This is a genomic window from Ensifer sp. NM-2 (assembly GCF_003024455.1).
Taxonomy (GTDB): domain Bacteria; phylum Pseudomonadota; class Alphaproteobacteria; order Rhizobiales; family Rhizobiaceae; genus Ensifer; species Ensifer canadensis.
In genome coordinates, this window is record NZ_PVZR01000024.1 from 56,851 (window position 1) to 73,375 (window position 16,525).

The following is a 16,525-nucleotide window of genomic DNA, read 5'->3' on the forward strand; positions in this document are numbered from 1 at the left end:
ATACTTTTTATACCACAAATTATAATCTATTAGCGGTGAGATTCGTATCATGAATACAATGGAGCAGATAGAACCTCCTAAGATGGACAGTGAGATTGCAAGAATAGTCTTTTCTATGTTCGTTTACGCATCGGATGTTGAAAAGCGAATTACAGCGCATGAGGTTCGTAAGTTCCAGGTGTTGATAAGAGACACCACTTGGGTAGAAAGCGACGACCTACGCAACGCTCTCTTCGAGTTGCTGGAAAGATATTCGTCGTTCTGGGCGGACTATGAAGACGAGGTGTTCAAGGTTGACGCCGGCACAATAAGCGCTGCAATCGAGCAGGTGAAAGCTGTCTTGGGCGACGAGCGCACCAACAAACTCCGAACGGCACTCGGCAAGTTCATCGATCGGCTCGCCGTGAGCGCCTATGGGGCCAAGCTCGTCGAGGGCGAACAGAAGTTGCGGGCGCAGGCGCGCAAGGATCTCGGTTCGATCCTTGGCAAGGGTTACGGATCGCACCAAGCGCCGGTTCTTGAACGACGCCTCGATCCTTCGGCTGCTTCCGTCGTGGCTCGAACGTCTCCAGAACCAATAGTTGCTCCCGTCGCTTCTACAAGCGTCTGGCCGGCGACGGCCTTGGCGCCGGGGCGGACGGGGGTCTGGGCCGGAAAGACGGTTGTCCGATGTGTATCGGTGGTGTGGGAAACGGCGGATACGAAAACCTATAGCTTCGTTTCCGATCCTCCCGCGTTGTTCCACTACAAGCCGGGTCAGTTCGTTGGCATCGAAGTAGCCCTGCCCACGGGTGCGCTGCGACGAAGCTATACAATCTCGTCGTCGCCGTCGCGTCCATATACCCTCTCGATCACAGTCAAGAAGGTCCCGATGGGATGGATGTCTAATTGGTTGTTCGACAACATGGTCGAAGGGTTCGAGTGCGCCATTAGTGGCCCAGCCGGCAAGTTCACCTGCTTCGACCATCCTTCAAAGAAGTTGCTTTTCATGGCCGCCGGCAGCGGCATCACACCGACCATGTCCATGCTGCGCTGGTTGGTCGATACGGCGTCGGACGCCGATATCGTTTTCATCAATAACGTGCGCACACCAGACGATATCATCTTCCATCAAGAGTTGCTGCATCTGAGCACGCGCCTGTCCGGTAAGCTGAAGCTGGCGATCGTGCCTGCCGCAGCCTCGCCGGCACGGCCGTGGCATGGACCGACGGGCAAGCTCGATGAGATGCTTTTGAGGACATATGTTCCTGACCTCATCGAACGGGAAGCGTTCGTTTGTGGGCCGCCCGGATACATGGCCGCTGCCAAAGCTCTGCTGATGCAGATGGGGCTACCCTCGGAAAAATATCATGACGAGAGTTTCGGCGGTGCGCCGGCCGCCGCTCCAACGGTAGTAAAGGTTTCGGCAGAACCTAGCGCTGCGATGACGCCATCGTTGGTGAAAGACAGCTATGTTTCTAGCAGGCTCGGAACGACTGCGTCTTCCAGTCAAGCGCGGTTGGAGGCAGCGATCGAAGACTTATCGCCGTCATTGCCGCGCGCTGCTGCAAACGCCGCGACGGGCGTGAACGTGAAACCCAAGGCTTTTACCGGGTCGTTGGAACCGTCGCCATCTAATGTGACGCCAATCGCGCGCGCAGTCGCTGCCCCGATATTGGCTTCACCATCCGCCTTCGCCAAAACCGAGATTTCCATCGAGGGAACCTCCAAGGAATTCAGTGCGTCGTCTGGTCAGACGATTTTGGACGCTGCAGATGCCGCAGGTGTGAACTTGCCGCACTCGTGTCGGGCGGGCGTGTGCGGAGCATGCAAGATGAGAAAGGTTTCGGGCGACGTGCAAATGGACAGCCAGACAGCCCTGTCTCCACAAGATCTGAGTGCCGGATTTATCTTGGCCTGTGTCGGAAAGGCGAGAGGAAAGGTGGTTATTGCGTTGTAATCTACAGTTGATCCTTTCTAATCAATCTCAACGACCTTTGCTTGCAATTCGGAACAGCGGACGATTACAATAGGCATGTAGAGCCGACGCCGTAAGCAGATCTCGCATCGGGGATATCTACGGTTGCTAATCAAGCGTTCCCCATTTCGCAACACAGTGTCACGTAACGGAACACTACCGAATTGTGAATGGGAATGACAGTCTCCGTTCATCGTAGAATACTTACCGCCAAAACAATTCAACCTCGCCCCTATAAAGAGCGGAGAATGTATTGATGACCTTTCGCAATGGCCTGCCACGCTTCTGCGTCCCGAAGACCGTGTACTCGAGAACAATTATCGGCCCTACCAGCTCACAAATCTAGACAACTGAGGTCTTCACAACTCCGGTCACCATCTGCAGTTCCACTCAAGTTTTTCCGCCAGCGCGACCATCCTTCTATTTCGGCCGCGATCACGGGCTGAACGGCAACCCGGTGTACATCGACCGAAACGGCGTCGGATTTATAACCCGACGGTCAGGCCTCAGCCTTTGCATAGCTGTTTGACCACAGGACGAGCGCTCGCTTCTTTAGAGATACAGGCAAAAGGCAAGAGATCGGGATGGGAAATAAAAGTGATTCAGGGCATATCGATAATTTACCATTATCGAATGATGGCAACAAAATAAAGCCAGATATGAATCTTAGCGGCGTTGATCTCAATCTTCTCGTTGTGCTGGAAGCAGTTCTGTTGACGCGCAACGTTACGCATGCTGCTCGTCGATTAGGCCAGGCTCAGCCCGCGGTAAGCCGCGCATTGGCTCGATTGCGCGAAATCCTTGGTGACGACCTGGTCGTGCGCAGTTCCACCGGTCTGAAATTGACCAGTCGCGGCGAGCGGCTGGCAGAAACCGTTCCTCTCGCCATGGCGCACATACGCGAAGTTGTCTCCTCGAGGCAGGCCGAGCAGGGTGTGCGCGTGAGCATCAACGCGGGATTGACGCCGGCCCTCCTGCCGCATCTTCTCAAATCTACCGCCCGTGAAAACGAACCGTTGAAGGTCAATACTCACAAGACACCCCGAGAAGGTCTCGGGCAGCTACGCGCGCGCGCTGTCGAATACATGCTTGGCAGTGTACATGAGGCTTGTGACGACATTGAGCATGAGTTGATGTTCTCGGAGGAGTTCGTGACGCTCGTGGCGTTCGAGCGTCACGATCTGGGTGGCGTCCGGCCGAGCGAAAAGGCATTTCTCGATCTCACTCACATTCATCTCGTTGAAAACGGCACGGAAACCTATCCTCAGGTCGTCGATGCTTTGATGAAATATGGGCGCCGTCGCACGCAGTTGTTCGAGGTGCAGGACATCACGTCGGCCGCTTTGATGGTGTCAGAAAGTGGACTTGCGCTCACCGTGCCTCGCTCCATTGCGGGATGGTTGACGAAAACGCTTCATCTTTCAGCGTTGGTCCCGCCTCTTGCGATTAAGCAGCAGGAAGTTTCCATGTACTGGTTGGCGGGAGGCTCTGCCCTGTCCAGACGCCGGGTCATCGGCGATATTGGCGCTGCGGCGAGATCTGTTGTCGAGCAGGAACAGGCCCATGCCAGGTTGCTCCGGCCCATCGCGGAAGCGTGATCTCGATGGCGTCCAATCTCGCCATCGAGATCGAGTACCCGGATCGTAATATTGATCTTGGCGCCTTTGACCTGAACTTGCTTCTTGTCCTCAATGCCTTGCTGCGCTTTCGAAACCTGACGCATGCAGGCAATGACCTTCGCCTGAGCCAGCCAGCGACAAGCCGGGCACTGACGCGACTGCGCGAAATGTTCGGCGACGATCTTTTGACGCGCAGCAACCGGACTTTTGAATTGACACCGCTGGCAAAGGTGCTGGCGCCGAAAGTCGAAGCGGCCATCGGCAATATATCCAACATCTTCGGCGGGCAGGTCCAGGCCCCCGAACGGTTTGCAGTCGCCATGGCCGATCATCTAGCACTTTTGCTGGTCAGCAATCTCACCGGATATTTTCGAGAGGTATCGCCAACCACGGTATTCGTGCCGATGATCGGCCTTTCCAATGTCATCACTCAACTCGAGAGCGGGGGCGCGGATCTCGCCCTCGGGATCACCGACGATACACCGACCGGTTTTTACTGTCGCGCCTTGCCGCCTGTTGCGACCGTGTGCGTGGCCCGCAAGGGCCATGTGGCGGCGAGCGGCAAGACCACCTATGAAGAACTCGGTCGCTTTCTCTCATTGCGTATCGGTAGCACCTATAACACAGGCTTCGGCGAAGCTTACGACGGGTTGGAAGCGCTTCGTCCACGCGGCCGTGAGACACTGACCGTGCCAGATATCCATACAGCCGCGCGACTTGTTCAGGAAACCGATGCCGTTTTGGTTCTGCCTGCTGCGTCTGCGTATTTCCTCGCCGCGCGCTATGGCCTTCAAACCTTCGTGCCCAAGAAAGGTGTGATGCCGACCTATCAGATTTCCATGATCTGGCACGAAAGATGGCATCGAAACAGCATACACGCAGGTGTTCGCAGTATGATTGCTTCCGGTATCCTGGAGGCAGCCTAAGCGTCGCTAAAAGGTGCGGCGCCGGGTCGGAAAGTGGGGAGCATGAACTGTTACACCTGTAATCTTTATATGAAATCTTTACCGCAGCATCTGCTTGAGAATCTGTCTGCGGTACTAAAAGATGCTTGGAGTCAAAAATGCATGATAGTGCAGAAAAGGTACCGAAATGTTGGAAAACCGCCATTGCCGTGCTGAAAAGAAGATGGCCTCGTCGGTCCAACGGGCTCTGCAGCTGCTTGCTGGAAAATGGAAGTGTGTGATCCTTTTCCATCTGCTGGACGGAACCGCTAGGTTCAGCGAACTTCGTCGCCGCGTCCCGGCAATTACGCAAAGAACGCTCACCAACCAGTTGCGCGATCTAGAGCGTGACGGACTGGTGGAGCGCAGGGTTTATGCTCAGGTGCCAGCGCGCGTCGAATATACGATCTCGCCTTTTGGGCAAACGCTCGCGCCTATCCTACGGGCGTTGCAGGGGTGGGGCGAGCATTTTGAAGAACGCCTTTGCGATCTAGAGCCTCAGTCGCCGTGCGGTGATAATCCGCCGGCGCCGAGCTCGGCAGGGCCCCTGCCCCTATTCGATAGTTCACAGACGCGGTGATCAAATGTTCGCAGAGCGCCTCCGGATCACGGAGCGCCTGAATGGCAAAAGAGAAAACGCGAAATGAAGATGAAATGAGAGGACATTAATCCGCAAAAGAAAAAGGCCCCAACGTTTGCCGATGGAAGCCTCATCTCATTCTCTAGCCAAGAACGAGAGTCGCACTTCCACCCCGCATAGTCAAGCGTTTGAACACCTTCGGGTGAACGATTTCTTTTGCCTTTTTGAAAGGTGAGAAACATGGAAGTGGGAAATGTAACGACGCCCTTCGGGCGGCGGGCGGTGACGCTTGCGCAGGTGAAGGGACAGATCGCGGTCGGCAGAGCGCCCGTGCCGCAACCAGTCGACAAGTGGAAGGTGCTGCGTGATGTCTGCGACGCGCGCACGCAACTCGGCCTGCGCGATCGCGCGATCGCTGTTCTGACGGCGCTTCTGTCTTTTCATCCGACGATTGAACTGTCCGCGGACCAGAACCTCACGGTCTTTCCGTCCAACGCCCAGCTCTCCGCGCGCGCCAACGGAATTGCCGCGACCACACTGCGTGAAAACTTGAACGTTCTCGTGCAGGCGGGGATCGTTCATCGGCGCGACAGTCCGAACGGCAAGCGCTATGCCCGCAAGGGCCATGACGGGCGCGTGGAGACGGCCTACGGGTTCAGTCTGGCGCCACTTCTTGCGCGCGCAGGAGAATTGGCCGCCCTTGCAGAAAAAGTCGCCGCCGAACGCAGGCAGATACGAATCCTGCGCGAACGCATCACACTGTTGCGTCGCGATGTCCGTAAGCTGATTTCAGCTGCATGCGACGAGGTTTCCTCCATCGACTGGCCGGGCATCGAAACGGATTTCCGCACGCAGATCACCACGGCTTCCCGAGCCCGATCCATCGAGGACTTGTCGGATGTGGAGCAGGTGTTCTTGAGGATGAAACAGAACATAATCAAACGCCTGGAAAATCATTGGAAAACAGAAAAAAGCGACGCCAATGCCAGCGAAAACCGCGTCCACTTACAGAATCAAAAACCCGAATCTAATTTTGAATCTGAACCGGCTTTAGAGAACAAGCCAGGCAAAGACGAGCGATGGACTGCTCAGCCTAAAATGCCGGCTGCAGAAAAAACGTCGGGTGAAGGAGAACAGAAGATCCCGCCGCTTGGAATGGTGGTGCGATGTTGCCCAGATATCGTCGCCTATGGCCCGCGGGGCCAGGTTTCCAGCTGGCGCGAACTGATGGCGGCAGCCGTCGTAGTCCGATCGATGCTGGGCGTCAGTCCCTCTGCCTATCAGGAAGCCTGTGAGGTCATGAGGCCGGAGGGCGCGGCGACGGTGATCGCTTGCATCCTCGAACGGGCGGGCCAGATCAATTCCGCTGGTGGTTATCTCCGGACATTGACGCGTAAGGCCGCCAGCGGCCAGTTTTCGCTGGTATCGATGGTGATGGCCGTAGCGCAGGAGCGCAAGAACGTTGGCGGTTGCCTGCAAACGTAGCCGAATTTGTGCCGGTCGTCAGGATGAAACGTTAAACGATGTCATCGAGGTGTTCACGTGGTAAAGCCCATGATTCAGTTAGGCAAGAGGAAGCGCTCTGACCAAGGCGTCGAGCAGGGCCGACCTGATACACCAAGCCGATCTCTGCGCCTTGCCGGAAGGGAGTCGAGTATAAGGGGCTGGAGACGCATCGCCTGAAAAGGAAGAGGTCGAGCGCCGATGCCGCCGTTACGGACGACAGTACCGCAAATCGTCCTACTGTGGACCTTGCTGCGCGACCGGAGAGTTGGAATATCTGATCGAAATGGCCTTCATGCGTCTCATCAAGCGCTATGTCGGATGGCGCACCGCCTCCATCAGAGTCTGGCAAATTCGATATTTCCGTGGAGAGTTCCGCGATTGCCTCGTGATCTGCACCTAATACCAACCCTCATTGATCAGAACCCATTGGCCCATTTGCGTCGACCGATGGACATGATCTTCCAGGGCCGGTCCTGCAATGTCCGCCAAGCATGGCAGCAGTGGTCGACGATATCCTCGTAGGATTTGAAGACGCGGTTGGAGAGCCAGTTTTCGCGGATGAACTGCCAGATGTTCTCGACAGGATTGAGTTCGGGCGATTTCGGCGGCAAGGGCAGTATCGTGATGTTTTCGGGGACCGCCAAATTGTTGGACATGTGCCATCCTGCCTGATCCATGATGAGAATGGCGTGCGCATCATCGGCAACGTTTCGGGCGATTTCGATGAGATGCTGGTTCATGGCATGAGTATCGCACCACGGCATGACGAGGGCTGCGGCCTTGCCCTGTTTGGGGCAGATCGCGCCGAAGATATAGGCTGAGCGGGTACGCTGGTCATGCGGTTCGGATGGTCTCGATCCACGCTTGGCCCAACGGCGGGTGATCTTATCTTTTGGCCGATACGCGCTTCGTCCTGGAACCAGACTTCGATTACTTTGCCCTTGGCAGGGCCAAGGGCGATCTCTGCCACTGCGGCGGGGAAGTTTTTTTAAACGCCTCGGCCGCCTCGGCATCTTGCGCATGATGTTTCGGACGAGCCGAGAGCTTGCGATAGCCCATCGAGCGCAATTCGCGGCCCAGGGTCTGCTCGCTCACCGAGACACGGAATTCCTCCCACAGACACTGGACCAGATCACACAGACGCCAGCGCACGACACCATCGAGATAGGGTGTAGGACCGCGCTCGATGGCTTGCGCCAAGGCCGCACGTTGATCGTCATTGAGCAGCGACGGCTTGCCCGGGGCCTTGCCGTTGATCAGACCCTCGGGACCGCGCGCGTTGAACCGCACCACCCAATCGCGCACGATCTGCACGGTGACACTGCCGAGCCGCGCAGCATCACCGCGAGAGCCGCCATCGTAGATGGAAGCAAGTGAAAGAAGCCGCCGCCCATCGCAAACCTCCAGTTTGCGTCATCGATTCAGATTCGTCGGCTCTTGGGAATCCCGAGAGTCAGCTTCAGTGAGGGCTGGTATAAGCCTCAAGGTATGATGAGCGTGCCGCGCATTGCAAATGAAGTCATAATGAACGTTACGCGTCTGCAACATGACGATAGACTTTGGTCTGCAATCCATCGGCTTTTCACTTATGACTTCCTTAATTTATACTAGGTATCTTATGCAAAAAGAAAGTTACTACGAGATGAAATCCGCTCATAAGCCTCAGGCAGAACTATCTCCGCTCACGACCGAAGAAGAAATGCTGCTGGCGTGCTACCGCAGCGGCCAAATCGAAGCTTGGGCGTTTCTCGAGCATCTTGAAGAACATCCTAATTTTCGCAACCATCTTCTATCTGGGGCTATATAATAGCAGGTAATTGGGAAAGGCCAGAAACCTATCTGGCACGCGCCAACTCGGAGCACATCTACTGGTAGATTGAAGCAGTGCCGGAGCTCTACAAACCTCACACCAACGCTCAATGAGCCTGCATCGAAGCAGTGATCGACGATGTCGTCGTAGGATTTAGGGAGTTGATCCACGTTGCTGCCGCGCGGAAACTTGGCGATCCACTCCTCCCCATCATTTTCGATCAGCATCTTGGGGTGGACGCCACCCATGCTGCCCGCGCTAGCAATGAGCTGTCTTTCTCGTTCGCTGAGAGGTTCACGATCGAGGACGCGTGCAATCAGCGCCTCCGCTTCCTGAAGGGAATCCACACTCATGAGTGGCTGTTCATCGACGGGACGATACTCCTCGATGCTGGAAGACATCCCAAGCGCACCGAAACGGCGGTCGCCCGCATACCAGAGCTTGTCGAGGGGACTCATGCGCGACGGTCGTGAGACGACCCTGATCATGCGCTCTCCCCAGCGATCCGGCATGGCGTCTTCGACTGCGCCGGGAGCCACCATGTCCTTTAAGGGGGCATGCACCTTCATGTCATGGGTGAGATCCGGAGAGAGAGGGAATCCCGAACGCCTCCACTCGTCATCCAGTTCAAGAAGGCATCTCCGGTTGCTTGCCTCGAGCTTCACCCGGCCGACGAGGCGCGGCTCGAGCGGATTTTCGAGATACCAGACCGCAAGAGAGTTTCCTCGGAAGTCGTTCATACTATCTTCTCTTTTGGCTCGCCCGGTTCACATCGAGCATCGTGGCATACTCGTCATCGCCAGGTTTGAGAATCTCAGCAAGCTTTTCGGACTTCCCAAAAGTCCAAAGCGCCGCGGCATAAACACCTATCGACACCTTTGCATCGCCCGCCTCCATCCTGCGCAGCGTCGGGATCGAAGTCCCCATCCTTGCGGCCATCGTCTTCAGGCTTTCTCCTCTGCGTTCGCGAGCTGTGCGCAGATGAGAACCAAGCGTTTCCAGCGCAATCACCGTTGCGTCGGTAAGAACTTCAAGTGATGTCGAACTCTTTGACATAAACTCAAGGTTTCTCGCATTGGCGTATGTGTGAACACAATGTTCTTTTCCAGGCCGATACAAGCGTCACTCATCCAGCGAATGTAGACTCATGCAACCGTCATGGAGCCTCGCGGATTGGAAGACGAACCCAGTGATGTTGAGGTGATAGTTGGTGGCAATTGCTACCGATACCGCAATTCAATTGAACAAAGGTGGAGTTGCCCCCAAAAGACCGGACATGCTCAGGTTTGAGATTGCGAGCTGATGAACTCGCGCGGCGATTGATATCCTAAAGCACTGTGCGGGTGAAGATTGTTGTAATGCTCGAACCAGAACGGCAGTTGAGCGATGACGGTTTCAGCGTCGGGGGTTGGATTGACCGAGACGTAATCGCGCTTGAAGGTTTTGACGAACGCCTCGGCCATACCGTTCTTTCAAGTCCAGGACTGCAGTTCGTACTGACACTCAAGCGCGGATAGAGTTTGAAGTCACGCATCCCTTTCATCCCTGGCGCGGCCGGCGTTTCGTTCTCGCGACACGAAAGCAGAACTGGGGCGAAGACCGCGTCATGTTCTACGACGCTCAAGGACGACTGCGTTCGCTGCCGGCCTCGTGGACCGATGTCACCGATGCTGGCGTGTTCAGCCAGGTCGCCGCAGGTCGGTCCTTTTCGCGCCCCGAGGATCTGTGGGCGCTGGCGTCACTGATTGATCACATCAAGTGTCGGCAGGAAGAGTGAGGATGCGTCAAGTAAATTATGCCGCGAATGTCAAGGTAATTATGCCGCTCCTGCAATGTTTTCGGCGGCTTCCTTATGAGAAGCATCATGATAATGCAGATATTTTGGCTAAAGGGTCGGTATAATCCAATTGACACTCAACTTAATCGCGGCATAATTGACGTTACACACAGGAGGCGCCTATGACCAAAGAAAGCAAGCGTGATCGCCTGCGCCAGATGGGCGCTCTCAACCCTAGACCCGACGTCGTCCGCGCCCCCTGGTTCCGGGAAGCAGGTTTCTTCGATCCGCTCGATCTCGTGCAAGTGAAGTACGAGATGCTTCGTCACGCCCGCCAAGACGGCACCAACAAAGCGGATGCCGCCGCGCTATTCGGGGTGTCTCGGCAGACCTATTATCAAGCGGAGGCCGCGTTCGAGCGCGATGGCATTGTCGGCCTCTTGCCGCGCACCCGCGGGCCGAAGTCAGCCCACAAGCTTACTGGCGAGGTCATGCGTCTCGTCGAGCAGCATCTCGATGCCAATGGTGAACTACAGGCCCGTTCGCTGGCGGAACTGGTGCAGACGAGACTGGGCGTCAGCGTCCACCCTCGCAGTATTGAACGCGCAGTGGCGCGTAAAAAAAAAGAACGGTGACGAGCGGACGCACGCATTCGCCATGCCGGCGAACGGCAAGGATGTTTACGAAGCGCTCCGCGCCGATGTTGTTTGTGGCACGGCTTGCGCCAGGCGCATGGGCGCCATCGTCTTTCACGGACTGTGGCGCGGCCTGGCAGTGCTGATCGCGCCACATGAACCCGCGATAGCGCGACAGCAGTCGGCGCCTCGGCTCAAGACAACTTCACTGGTCGCGCACGATCGCCAGCTCGTGCACATGCTCGCCAATATGGTGCTGGCAGCAGAGACAGGAGGAAGCCATGTCTACTGATAATGCCATGAAGATTAGTGCTAATCACCTGCAGCGCGATGCATTTCTCTACGTCCGCCAATCCTCCCTTCGTCAGGTGTTCGAGAACACCGAGAGCACGAAGCGGCAATATGCATTGCGGGACCGGGCGGTGGCGTTGGGTTGGCCGATTGAGCGCGTCCACGTCATCGACAACGACCTCGGCCTTTCCGGTGCACAGTCGCAGGACCGCGACGGATTTCAGCGCTTGGTGAGCGAGGTCGCGATGGGCCACGCAGGGATCGTGCTGGGACTGGAAGTGTCTCGCCTGGCTCGCAACAATGCTGACTGGCACCGTCTTTTGGAATTGGCCGCCATGTCGCGCACGCTCATCATGGATGAAGATGGCGTCTACGATGTGGCGTCGTTCAACGATCGTATGCTGCTCGGCCTGAAGGGTACGATGAGTGAGGCCGAACTGCACATCCTGAAGTCTCGACTGCAAGGGGGCATTCTCAATAAGGCGCGTCGTGGCGAGCTCGAGTTACCGTTGCCGATCGGACTGGTTTACACGCCTGATATGCGCGTGGTGCTCGATCCGGATCGCCAGATCCAGGACACGGTGCGCATGTTGTTCGATACCTTCCGGGAGGCGGGATCAGCCTGCGCGGTCGTGCGCCGCCTGCGTAGCGAGAAGATCCTGTTTCCTCGGCGCATCCGGCGCGGTATCGGCAAAGGTGATGTCCTTTGGAGCGAGATCGACCACTCCCGTCTGCTTCAGATCTTGCACAATCCCCGATACGCTGGCGCTTTCGCATATGGACGCACGCGCACGGGCTATAATGCTAAGCTCAAGTCCGTACAGCAGAAGATGCCGAGGTCCGAATGGCAGGTGCTCATCCCTCAGGCCCACGAAGGCTATATCTCGTGGGCTGAGTTCGAGCGTAATCAATCAAGCCTCCAACAAAATGCAGTCGGGTTTTCTGCGGGCCTGCGGGGTCGTATGCCTCGCCAGGGCAACGGCTTGCTGCAAGGACGAGTTTTGTGCGGCCGCTGCGGCGCCCGCATGCGGGTCCATTATGAACAGTTCGAGGGCAAACTCCGTCCCTATTACGTCTGCAACGAGGCCGTCGTTCGTCACGCTGGAAAGACCTGCCAATGGGCAAGGGGACCAGCGATCGATGACGCGGTCAGCGCGTTGCTGCTCGAAGCAATGGCACCAACGGCGATAGAGGTCGCGCTGGCGGTCCAGGAGGAGATCTCACAACGTGTCGAGCAAGCTGCCTCGCTGCGCGCAAGCAGTTACAACGCGCCCGCTATGAGGCTGAACTCGCACGCCGTCGCTATCTGAAGGTCGATCCCGACAACCGCTTGGTTGCCGACGCACTCGAAGCGGACTGGAATGGCAAGCTACGCGACCTCGATGCGCTTCAGCGCGAACATGAGCGTCAGCACGAGAAAGACCGATCATTGCTGGACGGCCCTACGCAGGAACGGATCCGGGCGCTGGCCGCAGATTTTCCTAGCGTCTGGAGCAACGAACGCACGAGCGCGGTCGAGCGTAAACGCATGCTTGGTCTCCTCATCGAAGACGTGACACTGTTGGTTGATCAGCAGATCAACATACATATCCGCTGGCGCGGAGGTCGCACCCAAAGCCTGGCAGTCGCTCGTCCCCGCCCCATGGCAGTGATCCGCAAGACCCCGGAAGCGGTCGTAGCGCTGATCAACGAACTGCTAGAGACCGACAACGACCAACAGATTGCCAGTCGTCTCAACGCACTCGGGCATCGCAATTGGCGCGATGAGCCATTTACGTTGAAGAAAGTCATGCTCGTTCGTCGAGCATATGGGTTGAAGACCCGGTTCGAACGGTTACGTGAGAGCGGCATGCTCACCGGCGAGGAAGTGGCTCGTCAACTTGGCGTCAGCGCCACAACCGTCCACCAACTCGGTCGCGATGGCGTTCTCAAGCGCCACCGTTATGCGACCAACCATCGTTACCTGTATGAGCCTCCAGGAAACGTCAGACTCGCAAAAGGTATCGGCGGTCGCTATGGTAGCCGCAAACCCAGGCTAATTGACGCTCAACCAATCCAACAAGGTGCACCGTGATGTCTGCTCCTTCGATTGCGGGCTGCGCACCGGCGTCGTGCACGGCTCCATGCCGATGTCGCGCAGCAAGGATGCGGTGTCCTTGGCGATGAAGCAGGAGCCGTTGTCGGTGAGCCATTCGATGGGTTCGGACAGCATGTTGATGCGGCCGAAGCGGTTCTCGACAGCGGTGATCACGAGGTCCTGCACGTCTTCGCTCTTGATACCTTCGGTGGTGGCGACATGGGCGATTGCTTCACGGTCGCAGCAATCGAGGGCGAAGGCGACACGGACCTTCTCCTTGTTGTCGCAGCCGATCTCGAAGCCATCGGAGCACCATCTGATGTTCGAACGTTCGACGGCGACCTGGCCGTCGTGAAGGCGATCATCGACCGCTCCGGTATGACGCACCAACAGCAGATTGTGCAGCTTCATCACCCGGTAGACGCGCTTGGCATTGGGCCATGATCGCCCCAGTTTCCGGGCGTTGCGGCGCAGGATGGCATGCACACGCCGATAGCCGTAGGTGGGCGTATCGGCGATGACGGCCTTGATGTCCTCCACCAGCTCGCGATCAGGTAGTGGCGGGCGTCCTCTGGCTCTGGAAGGGGAGCCTGCGGCACGCGCGGCGATATTCGAGCGGGCGACACCCAAAGTTTCGCAGACGGTCTTCATTCCAAAATCCCCCGCGGAAGAGAGAGCGAGCGCAACAGATGTTTTTTTGGGCCGCCGGCGATTTCGAGGGCTTCCTTGAGGATTTCGCTCTCCATCGTCTTCTTGCCCAACAGGCGTTGCAGCTCCTTCACCTGGGCCTGAAGCGCCCGGTATTCGGAAGCCGGAACGACCTCCTCTTCGGCGGCCGTCGCCGTCAGTGCCCCTTGGGACGCCAGTTTGCGCCACGCGAACAACTGGTTCGGCTGGATGCCGTGCCGACGCGCGACGATGCTCACCGTCGCGTCCGCCTCATAGGTCTCGTGGATGATCGCCAGCTTCTCTGCCGTGCTCCAGCGCCGCCGACGTTCCGGCCCGGAGAGGACTTCCATCTTAAAATTGCTGCTAGTCATATTACCAACATTACTCCTACCCACTTAGTTAAGTGGGGGAGCATGTCCGGGCCTTTCGGGGGCTAATTCAAAAGGCGTCGATATGAGCAAATGCGGGAAATGAGTGAGAGTGGTGGCCGACGAGCAAAAGCGCTAAACCGCTAACTCCGGCCCTCGCCTTGACCATAGCAAAAAATGGGTCGACGCACGCCGTGCGTTCACCGGCGAGTTATCGGACGGACGATCGTTCAGAGGAACGGTCGTCAAGGCGGCGTGGGCTTCGCCCGTTGGATAGGACCTCCCTCGACCAGTTTACCAGGGCTCGAGCAGCGATGCCGGCGAAGGAGTTGATCATTGGGTCGTTACTATCACTATAACCATAGGCGCGGTTAGCCTGATCCTTGGCGGTCTTGATTACATTTGAGATGTCATGAGCCTTTAGGAACTTTGCGTTCTGGGCGATGTCTAAGAGGGTGTTTACCGCCTCGGCGGACTCTGTCCGAACGAAATAACGAAGACGTTCATTCACCAAATCTGTTCGCTGGCCACCTTTAAAATCTCTCAGTTGTTCGTTGAAGTTGTACCTTAGCGCCTCCTCGACGAAGTGCCCCCCTTTAGTTCTGCAGACATGATCGACGTAAATCTGTTTTTCTTCCGGTAAAAGGTCTTTCACTCGAAGCGTCAGGGCGAGGATAACGCCTATCGACTTCTCGTGTATGTCGTTTGGTGCCACATCTGTGGGTTCCTTCGTCTTCAGGGCATTGCCAACGAAATTTCTACGCTGGTTCTCGGACATGTGCGAGATGAGTTGCGCTTGCGCCGGATAGGCTTCCACTTCCTTTTTGTTGAGAATCTTTTCAATGTGGGCTTTCACATCTTGGATATCTTTGTCGTCAAGCAGAATCCTGTGGGATGAAAGGTGATGAACCGCTTCAATCAGGCAGAGCGTGGGCTCAGTATGCCACTGTGACGGGCCTTCGGGGACGTGCTCGCCCGGCGATTGGGAGCGCTCTGATTGCGACTTTGACGGGTCTCCGAGAATGTCCCGTGCGACGCCGAGGATGTCCCGTGTGACCTTCCTGCGCAGAGGTTCGGCTGCTTCGCCGAGATAGCTCAAATTTGCTGCAACCTGGCTCATCGCCCACATCCGACCTGGATCATTATAGGGAAGTTTAGTGATGTTTCTGATCAGAAGGGGTCGATTGTCAGGCGAGAGTTTACTAATATTCTTTGCAAATAATCCAAGGGAGTAGCCCTTACCATCGCCATCTTCGTAGATACGCGAAAGGACGTTTAGCTCATCGTGATGATTTGCCAGAAGGTGCGTCCGGCCTGCCCAGGCATTGAGGCATTCCCGTCGCTTGTTGGCATCAATACCGCAACTCGTCTCGGCGAGGAAGGCTACATCTTCCGCGGTGAGATGCTCTGCCCTTTCAATCAATTTCTTGACCAGATCTTCCGCGCCACCATACTCACGTTGTACATCACATACGTATTTTACAATCCCGGATCCGCTCCTCCTGGGATCGATGTAATCGATGTTGAAAATTAGACTCTCGACAGAGTCACGTTTAATAGGAATATGACTACGCTTTAATACATCACTAACAGTATTGTGGCGCTTGTCCGCCGTTTGAAACGCGATGAAATCCGCGTTCATTGCAATATTCTCTACGATGGATTCTTCTCTATTTCTAGCATATATACGTCGTTCGATTTCATCTACACCTTTAATGCCTTGTCCAAGGCGTTTTATAAGCGAGGTAATCCTCCTGTTTCCTCCGATTACATTGCCTTCGACCTTCTCAGTACTAAATTCGCTTTCTGTAACCTGATGAAGAGGCCGGCTCGTGCGCCGGAAAGCCGCGACATGGCGCAGGACTGTTTGCGGATCGTCCAGATCCGGAATCACCAAATCTTGGAGAATCTTGAGCTGTAGCTCCACGGGTAGGCGCTCAAGAGGTGCCAACGCATCCTTTTCAATTGCGGCATCACTTGACGTTTTCAAGCGCATCCGTTTGGCATCCGGCTCCTCAACGTCGTCCGCACGTCTTTTGTTACTGTCCTGCCGTAAAGGGGGGATGGGCATCTAACTGGCTGTAGATGCGCGATGCTGCAAGGCATTTGACGTTATGGGCGTTCTAGACTGTAATAGCATCTAAACCTCACGATGACTTGGTGATAGAGTGCGAAGGGCGAGTTAATGCGGACACGGATACTTCGCCGACCTTCGCGCGCACTGCGCCTTTTGAACCTCCAGCATTACGCCCGTCATGATGGTATAAATTGCAGGACGAAACAGCAGATTTT

11 protein-coding genes and 4 pseudogenes are annotated in these 16,525 nt (G+C 56.3%); 9 read left to right on the forward strand and 6 right to left on the reverse strand.

Annotated elements, in window-relative coordinates:
* Nucleotides 1-82: 82 nt before the first annotated feature.
* From C6558_RS32085 to repC, 5 genes are all read left to right on the forward strand, one after another.
* Nucleotides 83-1,939, forward strand: a complete 1,857-nt coding sequence (locus C6558_RS32085; protein ID WP_158268975.1) for a hybrid-cluster NAD(P)-dependent oxidoreductase — start codon at nt 83-85, stop codon at nt 1,937-1,939.
* 602 nt (nt 1,940-2,541) lie between these two features.
* Nucleotides 2,542-3,555: a LysR family transcriptional regulator gene (locus tag C6558_RS32090; RefSeq protein WP_107028187.1), complete on the forward strand. Its 1,014-nt coding sequence runs from the start codon at nt 2,542-2,544 to the stop codon at nt 3,553-3,555.
* A gap of 5 nt (nt 3,556-3,560) precedes the next feature.
* Nucleotides 3,561-4,502, forward strand: a complete 942-nt coding sequence (locus C6558_RS32095; RefSeq protein WP_107028188.1) for a LysR family transcriptional regulator — start codon at nt 3,561-3,563, stop codon at nt 4,500-4,502.
* A 202-nt stretch (nt 4,503-4,704) separates the two neighbouring features.
* Nucleotides 4,705-5,100 (forward strand): helix-turn-helix domain-containing protein, encoded by a 396-nt coding sequence (locus C6558_RS32100; RefSeq protein WP_199197081.1) that lies wholly within the window; start codon nt 4,705-4,707, stop codon nt 5,098-5,100.
* Between the two features lie 240 nt (nt 5,101-5,340).
* Nucleotides 5,341-6,585, forward strand: a complete 1,245-nt coding sequence (gene repC, locus C6558_RS32105) for a plasmid replication protein RepC (RefSeq protein ID WP_107028190.1) — start codon at nt 5,341-5,343, stop codon at nt 6,583-6,585.
* 437 nt (nt 6,586-7,022) lie between these two features.
* On the opposite strand, the pseudogene C6558_RS41120 reads toward repC, so the two are convergent.
* The 4 genes and pseudogenes from C6558_RS41120 to C6558_RS32130 all read right to left on the reverse strand — a co-directional run.
* Nucleotides 7,023-7,995 (reverse strand): annotated as a pseudogene (locus C6558_RS41120) (IS630 family transposase); the annotation flags it as partial.
* A 324-nt stretch (nt 7,996-8,319) separates the two neighbouring features.
* Nucleotides 8,320-9,156 carry a HipA N-terminal domain-containing protein gene (locus tag C6558_RS32120; RefSeq protein WP_107028193.1) on the reverse strand — a complete coding sequence of 279 codons (837 nt, stop codon included), beginning with the start codon at nt 9,154-9,156 and terminating at the stop codon, nt 8,320-8,322.
* Between the two features lies 1 nt (nt 9,157).
* Nucleotides 9,158-9,472 (reverse strand): helix-turn-helix domain-containing protein, encoded by a 315-nt coding sequence (locus C6558_RS32125; RefSeq protein WP_107028194.1) that lies wholly within the window; start codon nt 9,470-9,472, stop codon nt 9,158-9,160.
* Nucleotides 9,473-9,696: 224 nt separating this feature from the next.
* Nucleotides 9,697-9,885, reverse strand: a pseudogene (locus C6558_RS32130) (integrase core domain-containing protein); the annotation flags it as partial.
* A 44-nt stretch (nt 9,886-9,929) separates the two neighbouring features.
* On the opposite strand from C6558_RS32130, the gene C6558_RS32135 reads away from it, so the two are divergent.
* The 4 genes and pseudogenes from C6558_RS32135 to C6558_RS41795 all read left to right on the forward strand — a co-directional run bounded on the left by C6558_RS32135 (nt 9,930) and on the right by C6558_RS41795 (nt 13,193).
* A complete protein-coding gene (locus tag C6558_RS32135) occupies nt 9,930-10,193 on the forward strand; it encodes a DUF5372 family protein (protein WP_107028195.1) in 264 nt (87 codons plus the stop codon).
* 182 nt (nt 10,194-10,375) lie between these two features.
* Nucleotides 10,376-10,828, forward strand: coding sequence for a helix-turn-helix domain-containing protein (locus C6558_RS41125; protein WP_107028196.1), 453 nt, complete (start codon nt 10,376-10,378; stop codon nt 10,826-10,828).
* A gap of 22 nt (nt 10,829-10,850) precedes the next feature.
* Nucleotides 10,851-11,120 (forward strand): hypothetical protein, encoded by a 270-nt coding sequence (locus C6558_RS41130; protein WP_025428948.1) that lies wholly within the window; start codon nt 10,851-10,853, stop codon nt 11,118-11,120.
* Nucleotides 11,110-13,193, forward strand: a pseudogene (locus C6558_RS41795) (recombinase family protein). The gene C6558_RS41130 and the pseudogene C6558_RS41795 overlap by 11 nt, the downstream one beginning before the upstream one ends.
* Here C6558_RS41795 and C6558_RS32155 read toward each other — a convergent pair.
* Together C6558_RS32155 and C6558_RS32160 are read right to left on the reverse strand one after the other, a co-directional pair.
* Nucleotides 13,158-14,236 (reverse strand): annotated as a pseudogene (locus C6558_RS32155) (IS3 family transposase); the annotation flags it as partial. The pseudogenes C6558_RS41795 and C6558_RS32155 sit on opposite strands and share 36 nt — an antisense overlap.
* A gap of 208 nt (nt 14,237-14,444) precedes the next feature.
* Nucleotides 14,445-16,229, reverse strand: a complete 1,785-nt coding sequence (locus C6558_RS32160; RefSeq protein WP_107028197.1) for a hypothetical protein — start codon at nt 16,227-16,229, stop codon at nt 14,445-14,447.
* Nucleotides 16,230-16,525: the final 296 nt, after the last annotated feature.